19 protein-coding genes and 2 riboswitches are annotated in these 23041 nt (G+C 64.8%); of the genes, 10 read left to right on the forward strand and 9 right to left on the reverse strand.

From position 1 onward, the window contains the following. Positions 1–96: 96 nt before the first annotated feature. Entirely contained in the window at positions 97–1893 is a 1797-nt protein-coding gene (locus QMX83_RS11025; RefSeq protein WP_282296678.1) for an endonuclease, read from the reverse strand. A gap of 316 nt (positions 1894–2209) precedes the next feature. Here QMX83_RS11025 and QMX83_RS11030 point away from each other — a divergent pair, with 316 nt between their 5' ends. Next, positions 2210–2497, forward strand: a complete 288-nt coding sequence (locus QMX83_RS11030) for a co-chaperone GroES (protein WP_125359377.1) — start codon at positions 2210–2212, stop codon at positions 2495–2497. 34 nt (positions 2498–2531) lie between these two features. After that, positions 2532–4178, forward strand: coding sequence for a chaperonin GroEL (gene groL, locus QMX83_RS11035; protein ID WP_282296679.1), 1647 nt, complete (start codon positions 2532–2534; stop codon positions 4176–4178). A 98-nt stretch (positions 4179–4276) separates the two neighbouring features. Here groL and QMX83_RS11040 read toward each other — a convergent pair whose 3' ends face one another. Beyond that, positions 4277–5428 carry a serine hydrolase domain-containing protein gene (locus QMX83_RS11040; RefSeq protein ID WP_282296680.1) on the reverse strand — a complete coding sequence of 384 codons (1152 nt, stop codon included), beginning with the start codon at positions 5426–5428 and terminating at the stop codon, positions 4277–4279. Positions 5429–5772: 344 nt separating this feature from the next. Here QMX83_RS11040 and QMX83_RS11045 point away from each other — a divergent pair, with 344 nt between their 5' ends. After that, the gene (locus QMX83_RS11045) at positions 5773–6846 is read left to right on the forward strand and encodes a 3-deoxy-7-phosphoheptulonate synthase (RefSeq protein WP_282296681.1); all 1074 of its coding nucleotides are present in this window, start codon (positions 5773–5775) and stop codon (positions 6844–6846) included. Here QMX83_RS11045 and QMX83_RS11050 read toward each other — a convergent pair whose 3' ends face one another. From QMX83_RS11050 to QMX83_RS11065, 4 genes are all read right to left on the reverse strand, one after another. Further along, positions 6847–9906: an efflux RND transporter permease subunit gene (locus QMX83_RS11050; protein WP_282296682.1), complete on the reverse strand. Its 3060-nt coding sequence runs from the start codon at positions 9904–9906 to the stop codon at positions 6847–6849. Next, positions 9903–13007 (reverse strand): MdtB/MuxB family multidrug efflux RND transporter permease subunit, encoded by a 3105-nt coding sequence (locus QMX83_RS11055; RefSeq protein WP_282296683.1) that lies wholly within the window; start codon positions 13005–13007, stop codon positions 9903–9905. Before QMX83_RS11055 ends, QMX83_RS11050 begins: the two co-directional genes overlap by 4 nt. Next, complete coding sequence (locus tag QMX83_RS11060; protein WP_282296684.1) at positions 13004–14152, reverse strand: MdtA/MuxA family multidrug efflux RND transporter periplasmic adaptor subunit; 1149 nt, start codon at positions 14150–14152, stop codon at positions 13004–13006. The genes QMX83_RS11055 and QMX83_RS11060 overlap by 4 nt, the downstream gene beginning before the upstream one ends. Positions 14153–14479: 327 nt before the next feature. Next, complete coding sequence (locus tag QMX83_RS11065) at positions 14480–15097, reverse strand: trimeric intracellular cation channel family protein (protein ID WP_282296685.1); 618 nt, start codon at positions 15095–15097, stop codon at positions 14480–14482. 82 nt (positions 15098–15179) lie between these two features. After that, positions 15180–15270, reverse strand: a riboswitch (glycine riboswitch). Between the two features lie 8 nt (positions 15271–15278). Further along, positions 15279–15373, reverse strand: a riboswitch (glycine riboswitch). Between the two features lie 44 nt (positions 15374–15417). Between QMX83_RS11065 and QMX83_RS11070 the strand changes: the two genes are divergently transcribed. Genes QMX83_RS11070 through QMX83_RS11090 form a run of 5 tightly spaced genes read left to right on the forward strand, consistent with a single transcriptional unit; the run spans position 15418 to position 17454 of the window. Further along, a complete protein-coding gene (locus tag QMX83_RS11070; protein ID WP_282296686.1) occupies positions 15418–15696 on the forward strand; it encodes a GIY-YIG nuclease family protein in 279 nt (92 codons plus the stop codon). Further along, positions 15693–16109, forward strand: a complete 417-nt coding sequence (locus QMX83_RS11075; RefSeq protein ID WP_282296687.1) for a hypothetical protein — start codon at positions 15693–15695, stop codon at positions 16107–16109. The genes QMX83_RS11070 and QMX83_RS11075 overlap by 4 nt, the downstream gene beginning before the upstream one ends. Before the next feature lie 59 nt (positions 16110–16168). Further along, complete coding sequence (locus QMX83_RS11080) at positions 16169–16582, forward strand: ribonuclease E inhibitor RraB (protein ID WP_282296688.1); 414 nt, start codon at positions 16169–16171, stop codon at positions 16580–16582. Between the two features lie 9 nt (positions 16583–16591). Further along, on the forward strand, positions 16592–16918 hold the full coding sequence (locus QMX83_RS11085) for a hypothetical protein (protein WP_282296689.1): 327 nt from the start codon (positions 16592–16594) through the stop codon (positions 16916–16918). Between the two features lie 41 nt (positions 16919–16959). Continuing rightward, positions 16960–17454 (forward strand): hypothetical protein, encoded by a 495-nt coding sequence (locus QMX83_RS11090; protein WP_282296690.1) that lies wholly within the window; start codon positions 16960–16962, stop codon positions 17452–17454. 27 nt (positions 17455–17481) lie between these two features. Here QMX83_RS11090 and QMX83_RS11095 read toward each other — a convergent pair whose 3' ends face one another. The 3 genes from QMX83_RS11095 to QMX83_RS11105 all read right to left on the reverse strand — a co-directional run bounded on the left by QMX83_RS11095 (position 17482) and on the right by QMX83_RS11105 (position 21401). After that, complete coding sequence (locus QMX83_RS11095) at positions 17482–19176, reverse strand: XVIPCD domain-containing protein (RefSeq protein WP_282296691.1); 1695 nt, start codon at positions 19174–19176, stop codon at positions 17482–17484. A 17-nt stretch (positions 19177–19193) separates the two neighbouring features. Next, a complete protein-coding gene (locus tag QMX83_RS11100; protein ID WP_282296692.1) occupies positions 19194–19757 on the reverse strand; it encodes a hypothetical protein in 564 nt (187 codons plus the stop codon). 354 nt (positions 19758–20111) lie between these two features. Continuing rightward, positions 20112–21401 (reverse strand): NAD(P)/FAD-dependent oxidoreductase, encoded by a 1290-nt coding sequence (locus QMX83_RS11105; protein WP_282296693.1) that lies wholly within the window; start codon positions 21399–21401, stop codon positions 20112–20114. Positions 21402–21565: 164 nt separating this feature from the next. Between QMX83_RS11105 and QMX83_RS11110 the strand changes: the two genes are divergently transcribed. Next, entirely contained in the window at positions 21566–22327 is a 762-nt protein-coding gene (locus QMX83_RS11110) for an NYN domain-containing protein (protein ID WP_125359363.1), read from the forward strand. 25 nt (positions 22328–22352) lie between these two features. Further along, positions 22353–22973, forward strand: coding sequence for a glutathione S-transferase (locus tag QMX83_RS11115; RefSeq protein WP_282296694.1), 621 nt, complete (start codon positions 22353–22355; stop codon positions 22971–22973). Positions 22974–23041: the final 68 nt, after the last annotated feature.

Genomic DNA, 23041 nt, shown 5'->3' on the forward strand with positions numbered 1-23041 from the left:
ACCGTCGATTGTAATGCCGAAGCCGCCGCGCCGGGCTCTGCCCGGCGGCTCCCGGAAATCCGTGGTGCGGGGCCAGGCCCGGCACCACGGCACCCCTCAGTTGGCCAGCTGGCAGGTCGCCGGCTTGGCCGAGGTGAACAACGCCGGCGTCGCCCATTCAGGATGATCGATGAACGGGTTGCGGTTGCCCTGGAAGCTGAAAATCACCTCATTCCGGGCCTTTTCGGCGGCACTTGGCGGGTCTGCCAGGTGCCAGTCGATCAGCGTCGACAACAGGCCCATATAGGCCGGCGAGGAGGAGGTCTTGACGATCTTGCTGCGGTCGTCGGTCAGCTCCAGATCCGGTTCGCTCTGCCCGGTGGCGGCATCTTTTCCGCCCTCATAACGGATCGCCATGTACATCACCGCACGCGCCATGTCGCCCTTGCGCTGGCCCCACACCTCGAACGTGCCGGTGTTGCCATCGGGGGTGCGCACCCAGTTGGAGTTGCCCGGGTATCCACCGCTGCCGCCGCCCTGGCCGTTGTTGTTCTCGGTGGCGCGCTCGCCGCAGCTGGCGTCGCACTTGGCGAACGGCTTGTTGCCGCGGTCGGCGTTCCACTGCGCGTCGGTCAGGTACAGCATGTGGGTGTCGGTATAGGGCGCGTACGGCAGGCCCTTGTCGCCGGTGGTGCTGGCAAAGCCGAGCGAGTTCGGCCAGGTGTGCTCACGGTTGTAGGTGAGCCCGCTGCCGGTGCCCGCGCGATCGCTGCCCTTGGTGTAGCTGCGGTTGCGGTAGGCGTCGAGGATCTTGCCGCTGTTGTTCGGATCTTCGTCGGCAATTTCCAGGATGGTCCAGGTGCTGGTACCGGAGCCGCTGTACGGATAGGCCGTGTGGCCCTTGATGGTTTCGTGCAGCGAGCAGCGCAGCTGGCTGGGGCTGGAGGTGTTCACCTTCGAGTAGTAGCTGCCCGGATCCGGGTCCGGGCCCGGGTCGCCACCGCCGCCGCCTGCGGCCACATTGAAGGCGATGCGGGTGTCAGCGGCCGGGCGTGCACCCTGCGCGTCCTTGATGCGGGCCGCACGGATGTCGAACCGGCAGGCTTCGCCGGCCTCCAGCGCGGTGTTGGTGGACAGAGTGAAGGTGGTGCCGGTGGTGGCGTGGCTGAGCGGTACCGTACCGGACGTACCACAGCTGAGCGTGAACGCACCGCTGCTGACGGTCACCGATTCGCTGAAGGTCACCACCAGGTCGGCGGCGGCCGGGAAACTGGTCGAACCCTGTTCCGGTGTGGTCGTCTTCACCGACGGCGGGGTGTTGGGGCCGGTGCCGCCACCGCTGCCGCTGAAGGTCTGGCCGTTGTTGCAGGCCCCGAAGGTCTGCGCGGCCGAGGGGGCCCAGGTGAAGTGGCTGTACTGGCTGCCGCTGCCGGTGAGCTGCAGCGAGGTGCCCGGCGCGGTGCTGTTGCTCTCGCTGACCGGGATGTTCTGGCTGGTCAGGCCCGCTGCCGGGCCGCCCGAGGCGGTAATCGTGCCTTCGTAGCTGATGAACTGGACCACGGCACCGCTGGCGTCGACCAGGGCGATGCCGTCGTTGGAGCCGTTCTGGATGCCGTTGGTGGGGTAGGTCACCGTGGCGATGCGCGCGCTGCCGCAGCTGGCCGCGGTGCCGGCCGGGACCGGGTTGTTGGCGTAGACGGTGGCGGCCGAGGGGGTGCTGCCGTTGTACAGGTACAGGCGGTAGCTGCTGAGGTCTTCGCCGCCGGTGGCGACTACCTCGATGGCCTCGCCGACATCCCCGGCCGGGGTGCTGTCGTCGTAATGCAGTTCATTGATGAATACGTCGGCGTGGGCGGGGCTGATCGCAGTCAGCGCCAGCAGGCAGCCCAGCGAAAGCGGGGTGGGTAACCTCATCTACGGCTCCTTGTGATTGGGTCGTGCCGGGCGAATCTAGCCAATCCAGATGACGGAATGTCGCAATCGGCACTACACACTGCGACGTGCGTCAAGAAATTGGCGGTTTATTTGGCTGTCCGTCCGTGGGCTGCCCCTGGATGGCCAATCACGACAAAAAAGATCGGCATCGACCCTTGAAAGGGGGCCGCCGAGCACCATCTCTGCCCTGTCCCGGAATGCCGGGCTTTTTTGCGAGCGGTGCTGGCAGTCGCCTGGGGCGAGTGCTAACATCGCCAGACTTTTTCAGACCAATCAATAACTTAAGAGGTCACTCATGAGCATCAAGCCGCTTCACGACCGCGTCGTGGTCAAGCCGATCGAAGCCGACGAAATTTCGGCCGGTGGCATCGTGATCCCGGATTCGGCCAAGGAAAAGTCCACCAAGGGTGAAGTCGTGGCCGTGGGCCCGGGCAAGCCGCTGGACAACGGCAGCGTGCGCGCGCCGGCCCTGAAGGTGGGCGACAAGGTGATCTACGGCCAGTACGCCGGCAGCACCTACAAGGCCGACGGCATCGAGTACAAGGTGCTGCGCGAAGACGACGTGCTGGCCGTCATCGGCTGATCCCGTTTCCAAATACACATAAAAGGTAATCGCAATGGCTGCCAAAGATATTCGTTTCGGTGAAGACGCTCGCTCGCGCATGGTGCGCGGCGTCAACGTGCTCGCCAATGCCGTCAAGGCCACCCTGGGCCCGAAGGGCCGCAACGTCGTGCTGGAAAAGAGCTTCGGCGCCCCGACCATCACCAAGGACGGCGTCTCCGTCGCCAAGGAAATCGAACTGGCTGACAAGTTCGAGAACATGGGCGCGCAGATGGTGAAGGAAGTCGCGTCGCGTACCAACGACGACGCCGGCGACGGCACCACCACCGCCACCGTGCTGGCCCAGGCCCTGATCCGCGAAGGTGCCAAGGCCGTGGCCGCTGGTATGAACCCGATGGATCTGAAGCGTGGTATCGACAAGGCCGTCGTGGCCGCCGTTGCCGAGCTGAAGAGCATCTCCAAGCCCACCGCTGACGACAAGGCGATTGCCCAGGTCGGCACCATCTCGGCCAACTCCGACGAGTCGATCGGCAACATCATTGCCGAAGCCATGAAGGAAGTCGGCAAGGAAGGCGTGATCACCGTTGAAGAAGGCTCGGGTCTGGAAAACGAGCTGGACGTGGTCAAGGGCATGCAGTTCGACCGCGGTTACCTGTCGCCGTACTTCATCAACAACCAGCAGTCGCAGACCGCCGACCTGGATGACCCGTTCATCCTGCTGTTCGACAAGAAGATCTCGAACGTGCGCGACCTGCTGCCGGTGCTGGAAGGCGTCGCCAAGGCCGGCAAGCCGCTGCTGATCGTGGCTGAAGAAGTCGAAGGTGAAGCGCTGGCCACCTTGGTGGTCAACACCATCCGTGGCATCGTCAAGGTTGTGGCCGTGAAGGCTCCGGGCTTCGGCGACCGTCGCAAGGCGATGCTGGAAGACATGGCCGTGCTGACCGGCGGCGTGGTGATCTCCGAAGAAGTGGGCCTGTCGCTGGAAAAGGCCACCATCAACGACCTGGGCCGCGCCAAGAAGGTGCAGGTTTCCAAGGAAAACACCACCATCGTCGATGGTCTGGGCGACAAGGCTGCCGTGGAATCGCGCGTGGCCCGCATCAAGACCCAGATCGAAGACACCTCGTCGGATTACGACCGTGAAAAGCTGCAGGAACGCGTGGCCAAGCTGGCCGGCGGCGTTGCAGTGATCAAGGTCGGTGCTTCGACCGAAATCGAAATGAAGGAAAAGAAGGACCGCGTCGACGACGCCCTGCACGCCACCCGTGCAGCCGTTGAAGAAGGCGTGGTGCCGGGCGGCGGCGTCGCCCTGGTGCGTGCTGTCAGCGCCCTGGCTGGCCTGAAGGGCAACAACGAAGACCAGAACCACGGCATCCAGATCGCCCTGCGCGCGATGGAAGCCCCGCTGCGCGAAATCGTCGCCAATGCCGGCGAAGAGCCCTCCGTGATCGTCAACAAGGTCAAGGAAGGCACCGGCAGCTTCGGCTACAACGCCGCCACCGGCGAGTTCGGCGACATGCTGGCCTTCGGCATCCTGGACCCGACCAAGGTGACCCGTTCGGCGCTGCAGAACGCTGCCTCGATCGCTGGCCTGATGATCACCACCGAAGCCATGGTGGCCGAGTCCCCGAAGAAGGACGAGCCGGCCATGGGCGGCGGCGGCATGGGCGGCATGGGTGGCATGGGCGGCATGGACTTCTAAGGTCCGCGCACCCGCGACACCTGTCGTGATGCATCGAAAAACCCCGCCGCGAGGCGGGGTTTTTCTTTTTCGCGGCATAACGTTGGCCGGCTCGCGCATCATCGAACGAACGTCCTGCCTCCATATTCCCAGGTCCAGGGGACCCCGGTCTCGCCCAGCACGAACCGCACCAGCGCCGGGAACGCGGCTTCCGCCCGCACATCATTGCCCAGGATCACCACGCACCGGTGCCCACGCTCGACACACACCATGGTGTTGCCGACGGCGTCATCGTGGCCGCCCTTGTAGAAGCCATGCCCCTGCGGTCCGTCGAACACCACCACGCCGAGGCCGGCGGCCAGGTCCTTGCGGCGCTGCGCCGACGGCAGTTCGTTCTGCAACGTGGGAAACTGCGATGCCGTGGTGATCGGCCACTGCGCGCGCACCATCTCCCTGCGTGAGGCCGGCGAAAGCCCTTCCCCACGCACCAGTCCTGCTGCCAGCCGCGCGATGTCGTTCGGCGTGGTATCCATCGACCCGGCCGCCCGCACCCGGCTGCGCTCGTCATGGGGTTCGGTGCTGCCGTCCACGGTCCAGCCGTCGGCGAGATTGCCGGCGAAATCCGCACGCCAGATCATGCTGGTACGCGTCATGCCCAGCCGGTCGAAAACCCGGCGCTGCATTTCCTCGCCCACGTCCAGACCCAGTCCGCGCTCCAGCACGAACTGCAGCAGGATCAGCCCTTCGCCGGAATACGCGTAGCGCGTGCCGGGATCGAAGTGGATGCGCAGCTTTCCCTCCGGTTCCAGGAACGCGAAGTTGGAAAAACCGCTGCGATGGCTGAGCAGCATGCGTGCGGTCAACTGCTGCCAGCGCGGATCATCCTTCAGCGTCGACCACGGCGCGTACTTCTTCTCATCCGGATACTCGGGCAGAGGACGATCCAGGTACGCCGCAACCGGGCGGTCAAGGTCGATCACGCCCTCATCAACCAGCTGCAGCACCATGTAGGCGAATGCCGCCTTGGTCAGCGACGCGGCGTACATCACCGTGTCAGGCGTGAGCGGCGCACCGGCTGCATTGCGCTTGCCGAGTGCGTGGACCTGCACCACCTTGCCGTCGTCAATGACGGCAAGTGCCAGTCCCTCCGCGTGGGTCGCGCGCATCAGGCGCTGCATTTCCGCATCGACCGCTGCGGCAGGGGGAAGGGCAGCGGCGGCCAGTACCGGGCCGGGCAGCATCAGCGAGAGCAGCAGGACGAACGGGCGCATGCACGACACTCCTGGCGGGGTTTGAGCGCATCCTGAGGGGCCGGGTGCGGGTAATCCAGCGCCGGAAGTCATCCTGCCACCCGGCACCGGATCTGGGTGAATGGCATGCTGCAGTTGCGGATGTAACAGTTGGCAGTCCCGAAACCCTGTGCTATCAATAGCCTCCAATGAACGCAGCCCGCGCCAGCTTTTACTTTTGGTATTACTTTCCGAAGCCACTGGCGGAGGAAGGACTGCGCTCACCCTGAAGAAACTTCAGACGCATTCCCGAAAGCCGCCAGCGCACCTGGCGGCTTTTTTGTTGCCGCCGCGCTGGGGACCCCCACCTTCCAGGAGACACCCCCATGCCCCCGCACACCGACGACCTTCGCATCCGCAAACTTGAACCGCTGACCCCGCCAGCGCAGCTGATCGCCATGCTGCCCTGTGACGATGAAGCTTCCGACACGGTGAGCGCCTCGCGCGCCCGCCTGCACGAGATCCTGCACGGTCGCGATGACCGCCTCGCCGTGGTGATCGGGCCGTGCTCGATCCACGACCCGGTCGCCGCCATCGAGTACGCCCAGCGCCTGAAGCCGCTGCGTGATGCCTACGCCGACGACCTGGAAATCGTCATGCGCGTGTACTTCGAGAAGCCGCGCACCACGGTGGGCTGGAAGGGACTGATCAACGACCCGGACCTGGACGGCAGCTTCCAGATCAACAAAGGCCTGCGCATTGCGCGTGGCCTGCTGCGCGACATCAACAAGCTCGGTCTCCCGGCCGGGGTGGAATTCCTGGACGTGATCTCGCCGCAGTACATCGCCGACCTGGTGGCCTGGGGCGCGATTGGTGCGCGTACCACCGAAAGCCAGGTGCACCGTGAGCTGGCCTCGGGGCTGTCGTGTCCGGTCGGCTTCAAGAACGGCACCGACGGCAACATCAAGATCGCCGCCGATGCGGTGGGCGCCGCGTCCAATCCGCACCACTTCCTGTCGGTGACCAAGCAGGGTGACACCGCCATCGTCGCCACTGCCGGCAATCCGGATTGCCACGTGATTCTGCGCGGCGGCAAGGTGCCGAACTTCGATGCGGAGAACGTGGAAGCGGCCAGCCAGGTGCTGGGCAAAGCCAAGCTGCCGGCGCGCTTGATGATCGATGCCAGCCATGCCAACAGCAGCAAGAATCCGGAAAACCAGCCGAAGGTGATCGCCGATATCAATGCGCAGCTGGCCGCCGGTGAGCAGCGCATTGTCGGGGTGATGGTGGAGAGCCATCTGGTCGCTGGACGCCAGGATCTCGTCGACGGCCAGCCGCTGGTCTACGGGCAGAGCATCACCGATGGCTGCATCGGCTGGGATTCGTCGCTTGACGTGCTGGAGTCGCTGGCGCAGGCGGTGCGCGCGCGCCGTGAGGCGCGGTTGCGCGAGGCGGCGTAACTACCGCCGCAACTTCGCCAGCGCCAGATAGATCGCCGGCGTGGTGTACAAGGTCAGCCACTGGCTGACCAGCAACCCGCCGACGATGGCAATTCCGAGCGGCTGGCGCATTTCCCAGCCCTCGCCGGTGGCCAGCATCAGCGGCAGGCAGCCCAGCAGGGCTGCCACGCTGGTCATCAGAATCGGACGGAAGCGCAGCCGCGCCGCTTCCAGTACCGCATCGTGCGGCGACAGCCCGCGACCGCGCTCGGCTGACAGCGCGAAGTCGATGATCAGGATCGTGTTCTTCATCACCACCCCGACCAGCAGGAACAGGCCCAGCAGTGAGATCAGGTTCAACTCGTTGCCAAAGGCCATCAGCGCCAGCAATGCGCCGACACCGGCAGAGGGCAGCGTGGACAGAATCGCCAGCGGCAGCACCGCGCTTTCGTACAGGATGCCGAGCACCAGATACACCGCCAGCATCGCCCCCAGCACCAGCCACAACTGACGACTGCGCAGCTGCTCGAGTCCGCCGGCTTCGCCGCTCAGGCGCGCCTGTACGTGGGTGGGCAGCATGATCCCGGCCATGGCGCGGTCAATCGCCTGCACCGCCTGGTCCAGGCTGACCCCCGGAGCCAGCGCGAACTCGATCCAGATCGAGGCGAACTGCTGGCTGTGGTAGATGCGGTCCGGGGCCATGCCGTAGCGCCAGCTCGCCACCGCTGACAGCGGCAGGCGCTGACCGTCCTTGCCGATCACGTGGATCTGCTCCAGCGTGGTCGGATCCTGGGTGTAACGCGGGTCCAGTTCCATCACCACGCGGTACTGGTTGAGCGTGTCGTAGAGCGTGGCCACCTGGCGCTGGCTGAAGGCATTGTTGAGCACCGAGGCGATCATGCGCATGTCCACGCCCAGGCGTGCGGCGGCGTCGCGGTCGATGTCCAGCACCACTTGGCGCATGCCCTGGTCGCCCTGCGATTCCACATCCACCAGCTCAGGAAGCGCGCGCAGCGCCTCGCTGACCTTCGGGGCCCATTCGCGCAGTGGCTGCAGGTCGGCTGACAGCAGCTGGAACTCGTACTGTCCACTGTCACCGCCGCCTTCCAGCTTGATGTCCTGGTCCACCCACAGGAACAGGCCGCCGCCGGGAATCTTCGGCAGGTTCGCGCGCAGCCGGTCGATGACCTGCTGACTGGACACGCGGCGCTCGGACAGCGGCTTCATCTTGATCATGATGAAAGCGTTGTTGACGCCGTTACGACCGCCGACGTAGCCGATGATGTCGCTGATCGCCGGATCGGCCAGCAGCAGTTTCCGATAGGCGTCGATCTTGGGCTGCATCACCTGGAAGCTCAGCCCGTCGTCACCGCGGGCGAAGCCGCGCAGCTGGGCGGTGTCCTGCTTGGGCACGATGCCCTTGGGCACCTGCTGGAACAGCCACACGTTCAATCCGATCACCGCCACGAACAGCAGCAGCGGCACCGCCAGCCAGCGCAGCATGCGTTCCAGACCGTGCACGTAGGCGTTGCGCAGGCGTTCAAACAGCGCCGCACCCGTACGTTGCATCCGGTTGCCTGGACCGTTGCGTGGCGCGCCGAGCAGCCGCGCGCACAGCATCGGGGTCAGGCTCAGCGACACCAGCAGCGAAACGCCCATCGCCGCCACCAGCGTCAGCGAGAACTCGCGGAACAGCCGCTCAACGAAGTCGTCCAGGAACAGAATGGATACGAACACCACGGCCAGGGCGATGTTCATCGACAGCAGCGTCGCGCCGACCTCGCCGGCTCCGCGCAGGGCGGCCTGCAAGGGCGATGCGCCGAGCTCGCGATGCCGGGCGATGTTCTCCAGCACGACGATGGCATCGTCGACCACGAGCACCGCGGCCACGATCAGTGCCATCAGTGACAGCGTATTGAGCGAGAACCCCAGCAGTGCGATCACCGCCAGTGCGCCAAGCAGCGACACGGGAATGGCCGCGCTCGGCACCAGCGCCGCGCGCCAATGCCCGAGGAAGCCCAGTACCACCAGCACCACCAGCGCGATGGCCAGGACCAGCGTGAGCTCGGCTTCGCGCAGCGTGGCGCGGATCACCGGCGAGCGATCCATCACCAGATGCATCTCCACACTGGCCGGCAGCAGCGCCTGCAGCGTGTCCATCTGCGCGGTGATCGCATCCACCGTTTCGATGATGTTGGCGTCGGGTTGGCGGCTGACGATCACCAGCACGGCGGCGCGCTCGTTGTGGAAGCCGCTGGCATAGCGATCCTCCACGCCTTCGCCGACCGAGGCCACGTCACGCAGAAACACGGGGCGACCCTCGCGCACGGCGACGATCAGTTCGCGGTACTCCGCAGCCGTGCGCAGCTGCAACGTCGCGTCCAGCTGCCACTGCTGTGAACCGCTGGCGACACTGCCCAGGGGCTTCAGGGCATTGGCGTTACGGATCGCAGCGGCGACATCGTCCAGTGCGATGCGGTACTGGTTCAGCGCATTCGGATCCAGCGACACGCGTACCGCCGGCAGCGAGCTGCCACCCACCTGTACCTCGCCCACACCCGGAATCTGGGCCAGCTTCTGTGCGATCACCGTGGAGGCCACGTCGTACACCTGTCCCGGCGAGAGACTGTCCGAGCTGAGTGCCAGCGCGAGAATCGGTGCCTGCGACGGATTGACCTTGTGGTACTGCGGCATGCCCGGCATGCCGCTGGGCAGCTGCGCGCGCGAGGCGTTGATCGCGGCCTGCACTTCGCGTGCAGCGCTGTCCACGTCCACCCCCAGTTCGAACTGCAGCTCGACCTGGGTGGAACCCTGGGTGCTGGCCGAATCGATCCGGGTCAGGCCGGGCAGGGTGCCCAGCGCACGCTCCAGCGGCGTGGCCACGTTGGCTGCCATCGACTCGGGGCTGGCCCCGGGCAGGCTGGCGCGCACATTGATGGCCGGGTAGTCGACCTGTGGCAGCGGGGCGACCGGCAGCAGGCGCAGGCCCAGCAGGCCGGCCAGCACCACGGCCACCGCCAGCAGCGTGGTGGCCACCGGGTGCAGCACGAACCAGCCGATCACCCGCGACAGCGGACTCACGCGTTGGCCTCGACAGCGGCTTCATCCGCCGCTTCGCGCCGGCGGAAGCGGTCGAAGAACAGGTAGATCACCGGCGTGGTGAACAGCGTCAGGACCTGGCTGACGATCAGCCCGCCGACCATCACCCAGCCCAGCGGCTGGCGCAGTTCCGCGCCGGAACCGCTCGCGAACATCAGCGGGATCGCGCCAAACAGCGCGGCCAGCGTGGTCATCAGAATTGGACGGAAGCGCAGCAGGGCGGCTTGATGGATCGCCTGGCGCGGAGCGAGGCCGTACTCGCGTTCGGCTTCCAGTGCGAAGTCGATCATCATGATCGCGTTCTTCTTCACCAGGCCGATCAGCAGCACGATGCCGATCACCGCGATCAGGTCCAGGCTGCGTCCGCTCAGCAGCAGTGCCAGCAGCGCGCCCACGGTGGCGGAGGGCAGGGTGGACAGAATGGTGATCGGATGAATGAAGCTTTCGTACAGCACGCCCAGCACCAGATACATCACCACCACGGCGGCCAGCACCAGCCACAGCGTGCTCGACAGCGAGGCACGGAACGCATCGGCGGCACCCTGCAGGCGCAGTTCCACGCTGGCGGGCAGGCCGATCGCCGCACGCGCACCCTCGATGCTGGATACCGCCTCGCCCAGTGACGCGTGGGGTGCGAGGTTGAACGAGAACGTCACCGCCGGGAACTGCCCAACATGATTGATCAGCAGATGCGCCGGGCGCTGCTCGATGCGTGCGATGCCGCTCAGCGGCACTTGTCGGCCATCGACACCGGCCACATGGATGCGCTCGATTGCATCCGGCCCAAACGCGGCATCCGGCCGCGCCTCCAGCACCACGCGGTACTGGTTGGCCTGGGTGAAGATGGTGGAGATCTGGCGTTGCCCGAACGCGTCGTACAGTGCGTCGGCTACCGCATCGACACTGATGCCCAAGCGCGCCGCCGCGACCCGGTCGATCACCACGTGAGCCTGCAGTCCACGATCCTGCAGGTCGCTAGCGACGTCCTTCAGGGCGGCCTGCCGTTGCAGGTGCGCCAGCAGCTTGGGCGTCCACTGAGCCAATTCCGAGTTATCGGGACTGGTCAGGGTGAACTGGTACTGGGTGCGGCTGATCCGGTCCTCGATACCCAGCTCCTGCACCGGCTGCAGGTAGAGGCGGATGCCGGGTACCTGTGCCACGCGCTGCTGCAGTCGCTCGATGATCGCCTGCGCACCAGCATCCCGCTCTGCATGCGGCTTGAGTTCGATCAGCAGGCGGCCACTGTTGAGCGTGGCATTGCTCGCATCCACGCCGATGTACGAGGACAGGCTGGCCACGTCCTCGTCCTGCAGCAGCGCATCGGCCAGCGCTTGCTGGCGCTGGGCCATGGCCTGGAACGAGATTGACTGCGGGGCTTCACTGATGCCCTGGATCAGCCCGGCGTCCTGCACCGGGAAGAAGCCCTTGGGCACCCACAGGTACAGCAATGCGGTCAGCAGCAGCGTGGCCACGGTGGCACCCAGCATCAGCGGCTGACGCTGCAGCACCCAGTGCAGCTGGCGGTCGTACATGGCCACCACGCGGTCGAACGGGTCGCCCTGCTGGGCCGATTCCTGGCCGTCCGGATCGCGCCGGGTAGCGTGGCCCGCCTTGAGCAGGCGCGCGCACATCATCGGCGTCAGAGTCAGCGACACCAGCAGCGATATGCCGATGGCCACCGCCAGGGTGATGGCGAACTCGTGGAACAGCTTGCCGACCACGTCGGCCATGAACAGCAGTGGGATCAGCACCGCGATCAGCGACAGGGTCAGCGAGATCAACGTGAAGCCGATCTGCTTCGCTCCCTTCAGTGCCGCCTGGCGGGGCGTCTCACCTCGCTCCAGATGGCGCGCGATGTTCTCCAGCATGACGATGGCATCGTCGACCACGAAGCCGGTGGCGATGGTCAACGCCATCAGGGTGAGGTTGTTGAGCGAGAAGCCGGCCAGCAGCATCACCCCGAACGTGCCCACCAGCGACAGCGGCACGGCGATACTGGGAATGATCGTGGCCGGAATGTTGCGCAGGAACACGAAGGTCACCATGATCACCAGCGCGATGGCGATCACCAGTTCGTGCTGCACGCCGCGGATGGACGCACGGATCGACTCGGTACGGTCACTCAGCACCACCACGTCCACACCCTTGGGCAGCGACGCCTGCAACTGCGGCAGCAGCTCGCGCACCCGGTCCACCACGGCGATCACGTTGGCACCGGGCTGACGCTGGATGTTGATCAGCACCGCCGGGGTGGTGCCGGACCAGGCCGCCAACTGGCGGTTCTCCGCGCCATCCTCGACGCTCGCCACGTCACCCAGCCGCAGCGGCGCACCGTCGCGGTAAGCCAGGATCAGCTGCCGGTACTCCTGCACCGAGCGCATCTGGTCGTTGGCGTCGAGCATGATCGCGCGGGTCGGGCCGTCGAAGCTGCCCTTGGGCAGGTTGACGTTGGCCGCGCCAATCGCCTCGCGGATATGCGCCATGCTCAGCCCATTGGCCGCCAGTGCGGTCGGGTTGACCTGGATGCGCACCGCCGGCCGCTGCCCACCGGCCAGACTGACCAGGCCCACGCCGGGCAGCTGCGACAGGCGCTGCGCCATGCGGGTATCGACCAGGTCGTAGACCTGCGGCAGGGCCAGGCTCTGCGAGGTCACCGCCAGGGTCAGGATGGGGGTGTCGGCCGGATTGACCTTGCGGTACACCGGCGGCACCGGCAGGTCGTCGGGCAGGAAACTGTCGGCCGCATTGATCGCCGCCTGCACTTCCTGTTCGGCCACACCCAGCGCCACGTCCAGGGTGAACTGCAGGGTGATTACCGATGCGCCACCGGAGCTGGTGGACGACATCTGCTTAAGCCCGGGAATCTGCCCCAGCTGCCGCTCCAGCGGCGCGGTCACCGCGCTGGTGGTCACCCCCGGGCTCGCGCCGGGATACAGCGTGGTCACCTGGATGATCGGGTAGTCGACCTGCGGCAGGGCGGCCACCGGCAGCAGACGGTAGGCCAGTACGCCGGACAGCAGCAACGCCACCATCAGCAGCGTGGTCGCTACCGGGCGCTCAATGAACGGACGCGAGAGGTTCATGCGCCTTTCCGCGCGCTGTCCGCCTCGGTCACGATCAACACGGGTGCACCGTCGCGCAGCCCGTCGATGCCTTCCACGACCACGTTTTCGCCGGCCTTCAGGCCCTCGCGTACGGCGACCCGTTCCCCGTCGGCGGGGCCGAGCACCACGTTGCGCAGATGCGAGGTGTTGTCGGGCGCAATCACATACACATAGCTGCCCTTGCTGCCGAACTGCACGGCGGCATTGGGAATCACCACGCTGTCGGCGCTGCTGACCTGCAGGCGCACGTTGACGAACTGATTCGGGAACAGCGCTTCGTCGGCATTGGCGAACTGCGCGCGCAGCTTCAGCGTGCCGGTGGCCGTGTCGATGCGGTTGTCGAGGCTGGACAGCACGCCGTTGCCCAGCGCCTGGCGCTCTTCGCGGTCCCAGGCTTCCACGGTGAGCTGCGGGTTGGCGCGTGCGGCGCTGACCACCGCCGGCAGGTCCGGCTCGGGCACGGTGAACAGCACGCTGATCGGCGTGGTCTGGGTGATGGTGGCAAGCGCTTCGGTGTCGCCGCTGCGCACCAGGTTGCCCACGTCCACGTTGCGCAGCCCCATGCGCCCAGCGACCGGCGCGGTGATGCGGGTGTACTGCAGCTGCAGCCGCGCTTCATCGACGGCGGCCTGGTCGGTCTGGCGGCGGCCTTCGAGCTGGCGCACCTTGCTGCGCTGGTCATTCAGGTCCTGCGCCGAAACGAAACTCTGCCGCTGCAGTTCCTCGAACCGCGTGAGCTGGCTGCGCGCGTTGTCCAGCTCGGCCAGATTCTGCTGCTGGGTGCCCAAGGCCCGCGACAGCTGCACCTGGAACGGACGCGGGTCGATCTCGGCAATCAGGTCGCCGGCTTTGACGTGCTGGCCTTCAGTGAACGTCAGTCGCAGCAGTTCCCCATCGACCCGGCTGCGTAGGCTGACCGTGTTCAACGGGGTGACCGTGCCAAGGGCCTTCAGCCGCACCACCAGGTCTTCCTGGCTGGCGCTCGCCACGCGTACCGGGGTCGCCTGCGGCGCGCGTTCGGTTGGGGCGGCGCTGCCGGGAGCGAGCAGCTTCCAGCCGACAACGGCGGCGACGGCAACGGCGGCAACAATCAGCAGGGGCTTGGTCAGGCGAGGTGAAGACATACGCATCCTGCGCACCCTCGGGCAGAGCAGTGCGTCCATGGGGACCGGCCGACACACGGCAGGTCGGAGCAAACGGGGGAGGGTGTCTGGCAGACCACGGGAGAGCCGCGGCCATTGGCTGGATGCCGTTCAGAAGAACGGGCGACCCATGATACAGGCGGCCCGCATTTGTCTCACATGACAATGGTCATGGATGGAGTGCCGACCCGCACGCTGAAACGACAGTGCACGTGCAGCGGTAGAGTCGCTCGCAAGACGACTGCCGATAGCGCCGATCAGCAGAGAGAGGCATGAATCCGAATCGAAGCAACGTAACGCGTCAGACGCTCAATGCACCTCATCCCGATAAACAAATTTCGGCATCTCCCACCGGAAGTGAATCGCCAGCAACCGGAATGCAAACCCACCCCCAAGACACCACAAGGTAGCGGCATTCAACGACACCCCCAGCTCCAGCAAGCCCAAGTACGCCGCACCGGTCAGCAGCGTCACCACCGCATACAGTTCCTTCTGGAAGATCAGCGGGACCTCATTGCAGAGCACATCACGCAGCACGCCGCCGAACGCGCCGGTCAGCATGCCGGCAATCAGCACGATCGGTGCGGCATGGCCGCTCTCGCGGGCCACCGCACAGCCAATCAGGGTGAACGCCACCAGGCCCAGCCCGTCCAGCACGAGGAACGTGCGCCGGAAGTGGTGCATCCAGCGCGCCAGCCAGGTCGCGATCAGCGCCGCGCAGATGGTGAAGCCCAGGTACTCCGGATGCTTCACCCAGCCCAGCGGGTAATGGCCGAGCACGATGTCGCGCAGCGAGCCGCCGCCGAGCGCGGTCACACAGGCAATGATGATCACGCCGAACAGGTCCATGCGGCGGCGGCCGGCCGACAGCGCGCCGGTCATGGCTTCGGCGGAAATGGCGATGAGATAGATGATGGAGAGCAGCATGGGGGGCTCCGGAACAGCAGGCAGGAACGCGAACGCACGCCCCGCCCGTGCCCCGGCACAGGTAGGGTCCAACGTCGGTTGCCGCTCCCGCTGTCCTTTTGCCTGAGAGTTCGGTGGCCAGGCCACGTGCCCCTTCGGCGGGTCAGTGAAGACCTCTCTCCAGATCGGCGTGCTGGATGCATGGTTGGTGGCGTATCGAGCCACCGGCCTGAGCGATTATGGGAGCCTGCGCCTTCGGCGGGTGCCAGCGTGGCACCTCTCTCCTGCATCCGGGGGCGATTCTAGCAGCCGGCGGGCGGCCAATGCCCGATAATCCCCGCATGGCTGCTGAACCCGCCCTCTGGTACGTGTATCTGCTGGAATGCCGGAACGGCAGCTATTACGCCGGCATCAGCAATGACGTGGATGCTCGCTTCCAGGCGCACCTGGCCGGCAAGGGTGCGCGCTACACCCGCGCCAACCCGCCGGTAAAGCTGCTGGCCAGCCGCGCCTACCCGGACCGTGCCGCCGCGTCGAAGGCCGAATGGCAGCTCAAGCGCCAGCCGCGGGCGCGCAAACTGGCCTGGTTGCTGGCGGTGGAGACCCCATTGCCGGTATGAGCGTCCTGGCCAAAGCGCTCGTTGCCATGAGCCTCTTGGCGGCATTGGTCGTCGGCATCCCGGTGCTGGGCTATGTGGTAGCGCTCGGCATGATCGAGGGTCGACCTACGCCCGTGCAGGCAGACGCTGGGCCTGCACTCAGCTGCCGGAACCAGATCGTCATGCGCATGCGCGTGTTGGATGCTTTCAGGGTCCGGGAATCCGCAACCGGACGCGTCACCCTTGCGCCCGGGCATGAGGAAGCCGCATGGGTAGCGCGACGCCATCTCTCGCAGTTGCCGCGGACCGGCATGCTGCGATGGCATTTCCAGAGCGCGGCGCTGCACGTCTGGATCGTCCGGCATTGGACGCCGCAGCAGATTACCGATACCGCGCGCCGTGGCGGGGCATGTCGAACCCCTGCCCGACGCTGACTCCCCGAGGTGCCGGGCTCCGCGATCCGTCGCAGCGCCGGACGCGCCTTCCTTGATGCATGACCACGGTGCATTCGCTACCATCGAAACGAGACCTCCCATCCCGCCTGCAAAGAGTCTTTATGTCACGCGACCTCGAATTGTTTCCCCGCGATGAGAACGGCGATGCGCTCTGGAACATGCATTCGCAGGGCGATGACCTCGCCATCGCGCGCGAGATCGACTTCTCAATCATCTTCCCGGATGAAGACAGTGCCATTCGCTTCGCTGTTCACCTGCTGCGCAACGACCAGAAGGTTTCGTTCTCTGCCTACGAGGGCAACGACGAACTTCCCTGGCAGGTTACGGTGCACCCGTTGATGCTGCCTGCTCACGAGAACATCAGTGGCTTTGAAGCACTCCTTGCTTCGGAATCGGAACGCTTTGGTGGCCGGATCGATGGTTGGGGTTGCATGGCGCAGGACGCAGCCTGAGTGCCCATCATGTCCATTGACCATCGACTTGCAGAGACCATGCTGGACAAAGTCGTGCTGGCCGGGGTCACCTATCTTGACGTCGATGGCAACGCCTTGGAGCACCAGCAGTTCGCTGGCAGGATCCTGCGCATCAACGACGAGGAGGGCGTGGTGCTGACCAGCCTGATCGACGGTGAGGAGTTTTTCCTGCCGCCGCATCTGGATCATTACAAGGTGGCCGAGCCTGGCGATTACACGTTGCGCTCCGTGGACCTCACCGTGACCGACCCCGATTACCTGTGCACCTGGGATGTACGCCTCGCCCAGAGCAATGACGATTCGGACGCAACCTGAGCATGGGAACGGCACAGTTCTTCCGTGAGATGCACGCGGTAATGCGCGATGGCACCGAGGCTGACTACGAGCAGCGCGCGCAGGCCGCCTACGATGCCGTTCGTGACGACTGGATCGCCCGCGGTGAGTACGCCGCGTTGGTCAAGGCGATTCTCGGCAACTGGACCAGCGGCAACTGTGTGGACTACATGCTGCCGCTCAGCGCGAAGCTGGCAGATGAGGGTCATGAAGCGCTGCATGATCAGCTCTGGACGCGCACCATCAAGCGCCAGGTGGAGTGCTTCTTTCGCGCCTATGCGCCCGTGCGACAGAGCAAGCTGAGCGCAGAAGACGTGCTTGCCATCGATCCCGCCGGCTTTGACGAGTTCGATATCAACAGCTATTTCGACGCGCCCAAAGCCAGCAGTTTCATGCTGCATCGCTTGCTCGATTCATTGGCGTCATGGCGTGCGGAGCGAATCCGCGCAGCAAGGACCACGGTGCTACCCGACACCATCGAAGCCAGTTTGAGGATGCTGCGCAGGCCGAAAATATAGGTAGTTCGACCTCGCAGTTTTCCGAAGTCAGGTCATTCTTAGAGAGGGCGGCGCAGTGCCCTGTTGCTGAATCAGTTCGTCTGTCTGTGATCGTGAATTCGCCTGTTGCCGGTCGTCGGTAGTCACCTGTAGACGCGTCAGTGACTCTTCAACGGAAGCCGAAACCGCCTGGGACGTCGACATATGTGCCCGTAGGTGCGCGGGATCTGCCAAGTCTCCCTGGATTACGAAAACGTGCTCGCCAGCTCTGCTATGGCTCGTTTGAGAACTGAGAATGACGTGGTCTATGCGCTCCATGCCCCTCTCAGCCGCCAGGCAAGCGGCACTTGCTGCCAACCTGCGGCTGCTGTCGTCTATCGATCGGCCCAAGCTTTCTTCAAGTCTGGCCACAGCGCTATTCGCCTGATCAAGGAGCGGGTTGTTGTTATATGAGCCATGGCGCTGGTCAACTTGCCCTGGCTGTTCGGGAGGTGCCATGTTCGGATGGCGTGCCCTCTCGTTAGGGTCTACATGAAGCACCCGCTCAACGGTTCCATCACGCAAGGTGCGGTCGAGGTCAACGGTCCCGTCTGCATTTCTTTGCCGGGTTAATTCGGAGCGCGGCACTGCCGACCATTGGCCATCGACCATGGAATGGCCGTGCCCGTCCCGATTCCAAACGACCAAATCGCCGCCGGACGCGTAAAGGCCGGCAGTTGCCGAGGCCCGACCTTCAGGCTGAGGCCTGCCCCATGCGTGGGAACGCCCTGCTTCCAGCGCATCCAGATAGGCGGGGGATTCGATGTTCTGCAGGAACAGCGTCTTGACGGTTTCGTAGCGGTGCATGGGGTCTGGATGGGCCCGGTCCGCGGCCAGCGTGGCTGGATTCGCCAATGGGTTCGCGGAAACGGCTGAGAACACCTCTCGCATGGGGTTCTCCTGGCCGGCCGCACGCAGCCGGTTGAATACCTCGGTTCCTTGGAGCGCGTGCTCCACTCCGCTTTCAAGATAGTCCGCTTGCTCTGTACCACGTACAATGCGGTTCGGAAGCATGCCGTCAATGCGCGCTTTCACATCGTCAACGCTATCGAGGTCCCCGCTGGAGATCGAGCGAATCACCCCAGGGTACCTTCCTTGTCCGGCTTGGTTCTCCAGTTTCATCATCATGGTGGCGAGCTTTGCCTGATCGTCGAGCGTTGAACGCTGATAGAGTTCAGTCGACCGAAGCTGCTGCATCGCACCGCCGTTATCTGATCTTCCATCGCCCGTTCGGAGCAGACGGTCTACTTGAGCCACGTCGCGAGCGTGGACGAAGTTTACGCCTTCGTCCGAACCAAGGAACGTGTCGAGATTCGACTTTACAGTGGCATCCAATGAGCGACCATTCTGCGCGCGAATTGCGTTTCCATCGCGCTGAAGATCGGACACTGTCTGCGCGCGCTGTCGCGCATCCAGCTCCAAGGACGGGGTCTGCTGTCGAGCCCAGTCCTGATAGGCTTCAATGAGATCGGCGGCTACCGCAGGGTGCTGACCCAGGTCGGTCTGTAGCGTTCCAATTGAGAATCCACTGTTCCCAATCGGCTCCATGACGCCTGCTCGGACGTTGCCGGCGAAAGAAAGTTGATAGGCCACATTGCGACCAGCGCTGCTGCCTTCAGAGGCTACGCCAATTGAGAAATAGGCCAACGTACGTAGCTGATCATCGCTGAGCTGAGGGTTGGCTTCGCCAGGTCGATTGTTCATGTGCTTGATTCCTTTCGCTATTGTTTCCGTTCGCAGCGATGCATCATCTTTCGTACATCCTCCATGATTCCGGAGACCTCCTCAGCCGCTGCACCCGTCATGCCTTGGGTAAGCTCGTCATCCGATAGGGCGACGTCGGCAGAGTAGGGGGAAAGCACAGATAGACAGTTCGCCTGCTCACCCTTACGGTCATAGGCCGCAGCAAGTTCCAGGCGAAGGATCGCGATGGATGAATATGGAAGGGTCTCCGCACACTTCTCCGTCATCCCTTTGAGGATTCCGGGGTTCATGCCTCCGCTGTCCGCCTGTTCAAGGGCCGTTTGGACGTTATCCTGTGTGCAAATGGGGTCAACGGTGAGATACAGACCCTTGAATGACCCATTGTGTCCGCAGTACGTAATGCAAACTTCGGGCGTAGGCGAATCCAATTCGATGCCTCGTTCCGTTCGACGCATGGTCAGTTGGCATTGGTCGGTTCCTGAAGCGGGGTCGACGTGCGTGGCCTGAAGGTTTCTGGTCGTAGTTCCCGTCATTCTGCATTCGTAGCCAGCGGAATCACTGTGCAGTTCGAAGCGCAGCACATCTTTTTCCTGGGTCTCGGACAGCAGAAGATTTCCCCAACCCCCTTGCGTGACGTAGGCGCGGGCTGTTTCCGCAGCACTGCGCGGCGAGGGGTCAGAAAGTCCCTCGGCTTGGGTAGGGTTTGGAGCGCAACTCGTAGCGGCTACGACAACCAGCAGTGACGTTGTGAGTCTTATCATTCCCATGCGACTACTTCCCTGTGAACCTGTACGAGAATCTAGCAAACAACGACGGGGAGTTTCCGTAGGAGATCCTGCATATTTCGACATCTACGGGTACTCAACGCTGTCAGGGAATCCTGTTGTCCGACTCTGGGGACGGGTTGGCGAGTGACGTTTTTGGCACCCTGGACATTACCTGCCACCATGCCGCGGCCGTCGATCCTCCTGATCATCCCCAAAGATGATCCGCGCGCTGCGCTGGTAGCTCCAGTACGCCACTGCCCAGTTGAGCAGCACCACGATGCGGTTGCGGAAGCCGATCAGGAAGAACACGTGCGCGGCGAGCCAGAACCACCAGGCCAGCACGCCGGACAACTGCAGCTTGCCCAGGTGCACGATCGCGGCCATGCGGCCAATGGTGGCGAGATTGCCGTAGTCCGCGTACTTGAAGGGCCCTGGCGCGGGCTTGTTCTCCAGCCGTGCGCGGATCGTCGTGGCGACATGCTTGCCCATCTGCTTGGCCGCCGGGGCAACGCCGGGTACAGGCTTGCCATCGGCCTGGCTCAATGCGGCCAGATCTCCGGCGACGAAGATCTCCGGGTGTCCGGCCAGGGTCAGGTCGGGTTGCACCGGTACGCGGCCTGCACGGTCCAGTGGTACGTCAAGGGTGCGTGCCAGCGGCGACGCGGCCACGCCGGCGGCCCAGACCACGGTGCGGGCCGGGATGAACTGCTCGCCGAGCTGGAAACCCTCGCCATTGATGTCACTGACCGGGGTGCCGGTGAGTACTTCCACGCCCAGCTTCTCCAACTGCCGGCGGGCCTTAAGCGAGAGTACTTCGGGGAAACTTGAAAGCACGCGCGGTCCGGCTTCCACCAGCCGCACCTTGGCGCTGGCCGGATCGATATGACGGAACTCGTTGCGCAGGGTGTGGCGGGCAATTTCGGCCAGCGTACCTGCCAGCTCTACCCCGGTGGGGCCGCCGCCCACCACCGCAAAGCTCAGCCACGCGGCCTTGCGCGCCGGGTCGGGTTCGGCCTCGGCGCGCTCGAACGCGAGCAGCAGCTTGCGGCGCAGCGCGATGGCGTCGTCCAGCGTCTTCAGGCCGGGCGCATCGGCGGCCCATTCGTCGTGGCCGAAGTACGCGTGCGTGGCCCCGGTGCAGAGCAGCAGGGTGTCGTAGCCGAGCTGGCTGCCGTCGGCCAGGGTGATGTGCCGGGCCTGCTTGTCGATGGTGGTCACTTCGCCCAGACGCACTTCCACGTTGCGCTGGTGGCCCAGGATATGACGCAGCGGCGCGGCGATGTCCGGCGCGGACAGGCCGGCGGTGGCCACCTGGTACAGCAGCGGCTGGAACAGGTGGTGGTTGCGTCGATCCACTAGGGTGATGCGGACGCGGCTGCTGGCCAGCGCGCGGGTGGCCCAGAGGCCGGCAAAGCCGCCGCCGATGATGACCAGGTGGGGCAGGGGATCGCGGGTCATGCACTCACTCCTTGGCTGGGACCGGCGCTCCGGTCCCCGGGGAAACGTTGTCGTCGCGACAGATGGTCGCATGCAACGCGCAAACTTCACGTGCATGGCCGATACTGGATTCAGCAGCCGTCGCGCTTGCCGGCGGTCCCGTGTTCCCGTGATGGAGTCCTCAGATGACCGAACCGGAAAAGCGCATCGCCCTGCTGATCGATGCTGATAATGCGCCGTCCTCGAAAATCGACGTGGTGCTGGCCGAGGTGGCGCGCTACGGCGTGGCCAACGTGCGCCGCGCCTATGGCAACTGGAAGAGTCCGCGCCTGAAAGGCTGGGAGTCGGTGCTGCACGAGTACGCGATTCGCCCGATCCAGCAGTTCGCCTACAGTCGTGGCAAGAATGCCTCGGACATGGCGATGGTGATCGATGCCATGGACATGCTTTACGCGCGCAACCTGGATGGCTTCGCCATCGTGTCCAGCGACGCGGATTTCACCCCGCTGGTGATGCGCCTGCTCACCGATGGGGTCAAGGTGTATGGCTTTGGCGAGAAGAAGACGCCTGAGCCGTTCGTCAACGCCTGCTCGAAGTTCACCTACCTGGAGGCACTGGGCCAGGGTCATGCCACCGACCCGGAAGTGGAGCAGGACAACGAGGAGACCCGCCCCCGCAAGAGTGGCGCGGAACTGCGCAGCGACACCCGGCTGGTGCAGATGCTGCGCCGGGCAGTGGCTTCAGCGGAAGCCGAAGATGGCTGGTCGCACCTGGGCCCGGTGGGCAGCCAGATCGGCAACCAGGCCTCGTTCGATTCGCGCAATTACGGATACGGCAAACTCAGCGAACTGCTGGCCGCGATTGGCCTGTTCGAGATGAAGAAGGACGGCAAGTCCACCTATGTACGTGCGCTGCCGAAAAAAGGCGCGGCGAAACCGGCAAAATGAGCAGACTCCCATACGGAAAACCAACATGCTGAAGATCTGGGGCCGGCGCAATTCCAGCAACGTGCGCAAGGTACTGTGGTGTGCCGAGGAGATCGGCGTGCCGTACGAATCCATCGAAGTGGGCGGCAGCTTCGGCGGTACGCAGACACCGGAGTACGTGGCGATGAACCCGAACGGGCTGGTGCCGGTGATCGAAGAACACGGCCTGCCGCTGTGGGAGTCCAACACCATCGTGCGCTACCTGAGCGCCCGCTATGCCTTGGGCACGCTGTACCCGGAAGACGTGATGGCGCGCGCGCAGTGTGAGAAGTGGATGGACTGGAGCACCTCGCGCATGGCTCCGCTGTACAGCGAGCTGATCTGGGGAATCATGCGCACCGCGCCGGCCGACCGCGACGAGGTCCGCATCAACGCGGCCGTGGTGAAAGCGGGCGATTACCTGGCGATGGCCGATGCAACCCTGGCCACGCAGCCGTGGTTGTCCGGAGAGCAGTTTGCGATGGGCGACATTCCGCTCGGCGCGCTGGTCTATGCGTGGTTCAACCTGCCGATCCAGCGCCCGCATCTGCCGCATCTGGAAGCGTGGTATGAGCGCCTGCAGCAGCGGCCGGCGTACGTCAAAGCGGTGATGACGCCGCTGACGTGATCAGGTTGGTTTCGACCGTGCGTGGGCCGGCCAACGGCCGGCGCTACCGGTCGGACACTGGGTAGCGC

The organism is Stenotrophomonas sp. PS02289, assembly GCF_029960115.1.
In the GTDB taxonomy this organism is placed as follows: domain Bacteria; phylum Pseudomonadota; class Gammaproteobacteria; order Xanthomonadales; family Xanthomonadaceae; genus Stenotrophomonas.

Bases quoted from the DNA above. Each gene is read 5' to 3' on its own strand.
- QMX83_RS11110 (WP_125359363.1), top strand. From the start codon at position 21,566: ATGACCGAACCGGAAAAGCGCATCGCCCTGCTGATCGATGCTGATAAT.
- QMX83_RS11095 (WP_282296691.1), bottom strand. From the start codon at position 19,176: ATGAACAATCGACCTGGCGAAGCCAACCCTCAGCTCAGCGATGATCAG.
- QMX83_RS11040 (WP_282296680.1), bottom strand. From the start codon at position 5,428: ATGCGCCCGTTCGTCCTGCTGCTCTCGCTGATGCTGCCCGGCCCGGTA.
- QMX83_RS11055 (WP_282296683.1), bottom strand. From the start codon at position 13,007: ATGAACCTCTCGCGTCCGTTCATTGAGCGCCCGGTAGCGACCACGCTG.
- QMX83_RS11030 (WP_125359377.1), top strand. From the start codon at position 2,210: ATGAGCATCAAGCCGCTTCACGACCGCGTCGTGGTCAAGCCGATCGAA.
- QMX83_RS11025 (WP_282296678.1), bottom strand. From the start codon at position 1,893: ATGAGGTTACCCACCCCGCTTTCGCTGGGCTGCCTGCTGGCGCTGACT.
- QMX83_RS11075 (WP_282296687.1), top strand. From the start codon at position 15,693: ATGAGCGTCCTGGCCAAAGCGCTCGTTGCCATGAGCCTCTTGGCGGCA.
- QMX83_RS11085 (WP_282296689.1), top strand. From the start codon at position 16,592: ATGTCCATTGACCATCGACTTGCAGAGACCATGCTGGACAAAGTCGTG.
- QMX83_RS11080 (WP_282296688.1), top strand. From the start codon at position 16,169: ATGACCACGGTGCATTCGCTACCATCGAAACGAGACCTCCCATCCCGC.
- QMX83_RS11090 (WP_282296690.1), top strand. From the start codon at position 16,960: ATGCGCGATGGCACCGAGGCTGACTACGAGCAGCGCGCGCAGGCCGCC.
- QMX83_RS11065 (WP_282296685.1), bottom strand. From the start codon at position 15,097: ATGCTGCTCTCCATCATCTATCTCATCGCCATTTCCGCCGAAGCCATG.
- groL (WP_282296679.1), top strand. From the start codon at position 2,532: ATGGCTGCCAAAGATATTCGTTTCGGTGAAGACGCTCGCTCGCGCATG.
- QMX83_RS11105 (WP_282296693.1), bottom strand. From the start codon at position 21,401: ATGACCCGCGATCCCCTGCCCCACCTGGTCATCATCGGCGGCGGCTTT.
- QMX83_RS11045 (WP_282296681.1), top strand. From the start codon at position 5,773: ATGCCCCCGCACACCGACGACCTTCGCATCCGCAAACTTGAACCGCTG.
- QMX83_RS11070 (WP_282296686.1), top strand. From the start codon at position 15,418: ATGGCTGCTGAACCCGCCCTCTGGTACGTGTATCTGCTGGAATGCCGG.
- QMX83_RS11115 (WP_282296694.1), top strand. From the start codon at position 22,353: ATGCTGAAGATCTGGGGCCGGCGCAATTCCAGCAACGTGCGCAAGGTA.
- QMX83_RS11060 (WP_282296684.1), bottom strand. From the start codon at position 14,152: ATGTCTTCACCTCGCCTGACCAAGCCCCTGCTGATTGTTGCCGCCGTT.